The following is a 5,791-nucleotide window of genomic DNA, read 5'->3' as shown; positions in this document are numbered from 1 at the left end:
GGTGCGCCGGGGGGATCTGGGGGTGGTGGTGATCGCTGGCCGGGCCACCCCCGCCGTGGTGCTCACCAGCCCTTCGCCTTTCCCCAATGTGCATCTGGGTGGCGGGCGCGGCGATGGGGCCGCGGCGCGCGCGGCCATCGCGGCGGCGGGCGGGGACTGGTCCGAGGTGCTGCGCCTGTGCGAGCGGGCCGCCGCGTGTTTCCCGCGCTGTTCGCGGGTCGGGGTGGATGTCCTGCCCGGTATCGGCTGGCGGCGGTTCGTGATCGGCGAGGTCAACGCCTTCGGTGACCTGCTTCCCGGACTGACCGGTCTGGACGGTAGCGGAGCGGAAACCGCGACCACCTACGATGCGCAGGTCGCCGCGATCGTACGCAGAACGAGGAATGAATCAGGTGTCAGCGCCTAACCCGCACCCCGGTCAGCCGGATATGAACGAGGTCATCGGCCGCGACGATCTGTTGCTGCTCACCCTGGACACCCTGCGCTTCGACGTGGCCGCGGAATTGCTCGCGGCCGGGCGACTGCCGAATCTGGCCCGGCACCTGCCGAACGGGGAATGGGAGCGACGGCACGCGCCGGGCAGTTTCACCTACGCCTCGCATCAGGCCATCTTCGCGGGATTCCTGCCCACCCCGGCCACTCCCGGCCCGCATCCCCGGCTGTTCGCCTCGCGGTTCGCGGGCAGCGAGACCACCGCGGGCCGCACCTTCGTGTACGACACCCCGGATCTGGTGTCCGCGCTCGCGGCCGAGGGGTACCGCACCGTGTGCGTGGGCGGTGTCGGATTCTTCAACAAGCAGGGTGCGCTCGGCTCGGTGCTGCCGGGCCTGTTCCACGACAGCCACTGGGAACCGGAGTTCTCGGTCGCCGCGCCCGCCGCCTTCGAGGCGCAGATCGATCGTGCCGAACAGGTCATCGCCGAGCTGCCCGCCGAGCGCAGGCTCTTCCTGTTCGTCAATGTGTCCGCGCTGCACCAGCCCAACTGGTTCCATCTGCCGGGCGCCACGCGCGCGGCGGGCGATTCCCGGGAAACCCACGCGGCCGCACTGGAATACGTGGACCGGCACATCGGCAGGCTGTTCGCCGCGGTCAGCGCGCGCCGGCGCTGTTTCGCCATCGTCTGCTCCGACCACGGAACCGCCTACGGCGACGACGGTTTCACCGGCCACCGGCTCGGCCACGAATCGGTGTGGACGGTTCCCTACGCACAGTTCTTTCTCGAGGCAGCCACATGAGGACGATCGCCCGACCGCGCCCCTACCAGAACTATGTCTACGGGTACCCGCACAAGACGGCGTACCGGCCACTGGCGGACCGACCGGTGCTGGACGAGCTGTGGGCCGGCGAGCCCAAGGACGCGCTCTCGCTCTACGCGCACATCCCCTTCTGCGAGTACCGATGTGGGTTCTGCAACCTCTTCACCCGCGTCGGCGCGCCCGAGGATCTGACCGGCCGCTACCTCGACGCGCTCGAGCGGCAGGCCCGCGCGGTGCGGGCCGCACTGGGCCCGGGACCGGTGCGATTCGCCGCCGCGGCCTTCGGCGGCGGCACCCCGACCTTCCTGAACGCCGTTGAGCTGGAACGGCTCTGCGACATCGCCGAGCTGCGCATGGGCGCGGACCTGCGGGAGATCGCACTGTCGGTGGAGACCTCGCCGTCCACCGCCACCGCCGACCGGCTCGCGGTACTGGCCGAGCGCGGGGCGACCCGGCTGAGCATCGGCGTGCAGAGTTTCGTCGACGCCGAGGCCCGGGCCGCGGTGCGCCCGCAGCGCCGGGCCGAGGTCGAGGCCGCGCTGGAAAGAATTCGGGCGGTGGACATTCCGATCCTGAACATCGACCTGATCTACGGCATCGACGGGCAGACCGAGCGGAGCTGGCTGACCTCGCTGGACGCCGCGCTGGCGTGGCGGCCCGAGGAGCTGTACCTGTATCCGCTGTACGTGCGGCCGCTGACCGGACTGGGACGCACGCAGCTCGGCAGCGAGGCCGACTGGGACGAGCAACGGCTGCGCCTGTACGCGATCGGCCGGGATCACCTGCTGGACAACGGCTACGAACAAACCTCCATGCGCATGTTCCGGCGGGTCGGCGCGGCGGCGAGCGGTCCGGACGACTACGCGTGCCAGACCGACGGCATGATCGGGCTCGGCTGTGGCGCGCGCTCGTACACCGCCGGGCTGCACTATTCGTTCGACTACGCGGTGGAGACCCGCGAGGTGCGCGGCATCATCGACGCCTACACCGAGACGGTGGATTTCACGCGGGCCGAGGTCGGCCGGCGGATGGACGAGCACGAGGCCCGGCGCAGACATCTGCTGCAATCGCTGCTGCAGGCCCGGGGCATGGAAATCGCCGAGTATCACGCGCGCTTCGGCGGGACCCCGCACGAGCACTTCCCGGCCGAGCTCGCCGAGTTCGAGGAATTGGGCTGGCTCGCAACGGGAACCGGACCCGATCTGCTGCGGCTGAGCCCCGAGGGCCTGGCCTACTCCGACGCCCTGGGACCGCGGCTGTTCTCCCCGGAGGTACACGCGGCCATGGCGGCCTACGAAGCGAAGTGAGCCCGTGGATCTGACCATTCTCTATCGCGGTCCGCTGGCCTCCTGCGATTACGACTGCCCGTACTGCCCGTTCGCCAAGCGCCGCGACTCCCGTGAGCAGTTGCGCGCGGATCGCGCGGCGCTGGAGCGGTTCGCCGCCTGGGTCGGCGAGCAGCGCGGGGACCGGCTCTCGATCCTGTTCACCCCGTGGGGCGAGGGCCTGGTCAGATCCTGGTATCGCCGCACGCTCGTGGAACTCTCGCGGCTGCCCCAGGTCGCGCGGGTGGCGATCCAGACCAATCTGAGCTGCCGCACCGACTGGCTGGCCGACGCGGATCCGGACACGCTCGCGCTGTGGTGCACCTACCACCCGGATCAGACGCCCTACGAACGCTTCACCGGCAAGTGCGCCGAGCTGGCCCGGCTCGGAATCCGGTACAGCGTCGGCATCGTCGGCTTCCCCGACCATCTGCCCGCCGCCCGGCGGTTGCGCGCGGACCTGCCCGGGCACGTCTACCTGTGGGTCAACGCGCCCGAGGGACATCCGCTGACCGACGCGCAGGCCGCGGCCTGGACCGAACTCGATCCGCTGTTCGGCTACAGCCGCCACCCGCACGCCTCGGCCGGAATGCCCTGCCGGACCGGTGAATCGGTGATCTCGGTGGACGGGGACGGCACCGTGCGCCGCTGCCATTTCATCCCCGCCGAACTCGGCAATCTCTACGACGGCAGCTATCGGGAGGCACTGCGCCCCCGGACCTGCCCACTGGCGCAGTGCGATTGCCACATCGGCTACGTCCATCTCGAAACCCTGCCGCTCTACGACGTTTTCGCAGGTGGCGTCCTCGAACGCATTCCCGTCGGACTGTCCGGCTAGTCTGCGTCCACGTGGACACATTCAGCGAATCGCTAATGTCCTTCGCGCGGGGGGTACTCGGCGGGGCGATAGAACAGCACATGTGGTTCTCCGGGCAGATTCCGCCGGGGCGCACCGGGTGCAGCGTGATCACCGGGATCGCGCGGATAGGAGAGCGCGAATTCACGCGCTCGGGGCAGCTCGGCAGTTTCGCCGAGGACCTGGCCTTCATGTGGACGTGGGCCAAGCCCGACACCGAGGGCAGACCGGGTGCCGAGCATTCGGCGCGGTTGCGGGAGATCGGGCTGCGGCACGACATTCCGGAGTTCACCACCGAACTGGTGGATCTGGGCGGCTTCCACGATCCGAAACTGGCGGCCGATCACCTCGCCCTCATCTGCATGGGTGCGCTGGGTGCGCGGGGCATGACGAAGTTCAATCACGGCGGCCGGGCCTACACCTACCTGGTGACCGACGACGAGAGCGTGAGCCGCGCCGAACCGGATCCGGCGCAGACGGGCTCGGTGCTGCGGATCGCGGCGGATCTGCTGCCGGGCGGCGGTGCGCGCGCGGTGATCAGCGGCTACGCGCACGGCCGCGGGCTGCCGGTGCGCATCGCGCCCGCACCCGAGATCGCCGAACTCACCCTGCCCGGCGACTACCGGATCGCCTTCGAGATCGACGAGCGGGACGTGATCTCCGATGTCGCGGTCTTCGGCCCGGACGGCCGGGCGATCACACCGGTCGCGCCGTCGAGCCAACCGGACCGCCGCGGAACGCCTTTCGTGCCGGACGCGCTGCTCGCCGCGCTAGCGCCCGCGGTGCCGATCGTGGCGGGTCACGTCGAGGACGCGCCGGGCTACGGTGACCCCGCGCTGTTCGACGCGGAGCCGCGGGGCGCCGAACTCGGGCACTTCGATCCCGACGCCGAGACCTGGACGTGGGCGGACACGGACTGGACCGGGAGCGCCGCGGTGCGCGCGCTGGCCATCGAACACGGAGCGCCGCAACTGGGTTCGCCCCGGGTGGACCTGTCGTACGCGCCGGTCGCCCGCAATCTCATGATGCTGCTCGCCACGGGTGCGGTGCGGCTCGGCGATGGCAGGGGCCTGCAATTTCATCGCCGGCCGGGCCGGCCCGGCTACTCCTGCTACGCGGTGACCGACCCGGATGTTCCGGTCTCGCACAGTGATCCGGATATCGCCTGCCGGGTGCTCGAGCACGCGGCGGACGTCCTGAATCCGCTGACCGATCCGGGCAATCGCTACCGGGTCATGCGGGAGATGACGGTCGGCTACTTCCAGCACCACGGCCTGCCCGTGCTGTACGTCGGTGAGCCGGAGCTGCTGATGGCCCACTTCGGCCTGTACGAGGTGCGCGCCGAGTTCGGCATCGACGGTTCCCTCATCCGCGCGGGATACGGTCTCGTAGGCGGCATTCCGCTCTGAGGAGGTCGACACCGCTGTCGCACAGCGTGATCCGCGCACGGAAGAGCGCCGCGGGCGGGGCCTGCGGCGCTCGGGGTTGGTGGTGCGGCGGTTACGCGGCGTTCAGGGGCAGGGAGATGACCAGCTCCCGTTCGTTCTCGGGCAGGTAGTGCACCCGCACCACCCGGCCGATCTGGACCTGGCCTACCTGGCTGGTCGGCAGGAACTTCTCGGTGCGGGCCTCGAACATGCTGCCGTCGGGGCGGGTCACCAGCAGGGTGAGATCGAGGCGGGGGTGGCCGTCGCGGATCTCGCCGGGCACCGACAGCGACCGGACCACCGCCTGGGCGGGGACACCGCGACGGGCGATGTCCAGCTTGGCCGGGGTGGTGATGCCCTTGCGGACCATGGCCGCGTTCATGGCGTCCTGGGCGGCGACCGCGTCGCCGGAGTGGTCGATCTCGACCCGGTCGGTGCGGCCCGGCAGATACCGCACCGGCAGCACCACGCCGGGGCGCAGCAGCGCCAGCTCGGTGAGCGGGACGATCATCTTGGCGTGCGAGGGGAAGACCTTGCCGTCCACGGCCTCCACCCGCAGATCGATCCGCACCTGCGGCTGATCGTTGAGGGTGACGCCGGTGTGGCCGATGCCCTGCACGGTGCCGAGGCCGATCAGGCCGTTGCGGAATTCCGCGCTGTTGTTGCCGGTCAGGGCGGACATGATGCCGTCGCCGGTGAAGGCGAAAGCCATGGGTACCACGGTGAATCCGATGATCGGCAGGGCCATCTGCCAGCCGACCCAGCCGAAGACGTCGTCGGAGGTGATGCCGTGGAACAGGTAGTAGGCGATGGACAGGCCCAGGAAAACGAGGGCTCCGACGCGGATCTGGTTCTTCATGATGTCCTCGGGATCGGTGCTGATGTTCGGGTTGGGGGAGCCCGCTCGTGCCCGGCCGGGCACGAGCG

Annotated in this window: 5 protein-coding genes and 1 pseudogene; 5 read left to right on the top strand and 1 reads right to left on the bottom strand. The window is 70.1% G+C overall.

All coding sequences use genetic code 11. From position 1 onward, the window contains the following. From ABZ319_RS39875 to ABZ319_RS39855, 5 genes and pseudogenes are all read left to right on the top strand, one after another. A pseudogene (locus tag ABZ319_RS39875) lies at positions 1-406 on the top strand (hypothetical protein); the annotation flags it as partial. Continuing rightward, positions 393-1,235, top strand: a complete 843-nt coding sequence (locus ABZ319_RS39870; protein ID WP_354991787.1) for an STM4013/SEN3800 family hydrolase — start codon at positions 393-395, stop codon at positions 1,233-1,235. The pseudogene ABZ319_RS39875 and the gene ABZ319_RS39870, both read left to right, overlap by 14 nt. Continuing rightward, positions 1,232-2,563, top strand: a complete 1,332-nt coding sequence (locus ABZ319_RS39865; RefSeq protein ID WP_354991786.1) for an STM4012 family radical SAM protein — start codon at positions 1,232-1,234, stop codon at positions 2,561-2,563. Before ABZ319_RS39870 ends, ABZ319_RS39865 begins: the two co-directional genes overlap by 4 nt. Positions 2,564-2,567: 4 nt before the next feature. After that, the gene (locus tag ABZ319_RS39860; protein ID WP_354991785.1) at positions 2,568-3,419 is read left to right on the top strand and encodes an STM4011 family radical SAM protein; all 852 of its coding nucleotides are present in this window, start codon (positions 2,568-2,570) and stop codon (positions 3,417-3,419) included. Between the two features lie 35 nt (positions 3,420-3,454). Then, positions 3,455-4,846, top strand: coding sequence for a DUF6882 domain-containing protein (locus tag ABZ319_RS39855; protein ID WP_354991784.1), 1,392 nt, complete (start codon positions 3,455-3,457; stop codon positions 4,844-4,846). Between the two features lie 91 nt (positions 4,847-4,937). Here ABZ319_RS39855 and ABZ319_RS39850 read toward each other — a convergent pair. Beyond that, positions 4,938-5,791: hypothetical protein (locus ABZ319_RS39850; RefSeq protein ID WP_354991783.1), on the bottom strand; the 854-nt coding region annotated here is incomplete at its 5' end.

Source organism: Nocardia sp. NPDC005978, assembly GCF_040614455.1.
Taxonomy (GTDB): Bacteria; Actinomycetota; Actinomycetes; order Mycobacteriales; family Mycobacteriaceae; genus Nocardia.
Note: the sequence above shows the minus strand (reverse complement) of the source record. Positions and strands in the feature narration are given on the sequence as shown.

Excerpts from the sequence above, each read along its gene's own strand:
- ABZ319_RS39855 (WP_354991784.1), top strand. The coding sequence starts at position 3,455 with ATGTCCTTCGCGCGGGGGGTACTCGGCGGGGCGATAGAACAGCACATG.
- ABZ319_RS39865 (WP_354991786.1), top strand. The coding sequence starts at position 1,232 with ATGAGGACGATCGCCCGACCGCGCCCCTACCAGAACTATGTCTACGGG.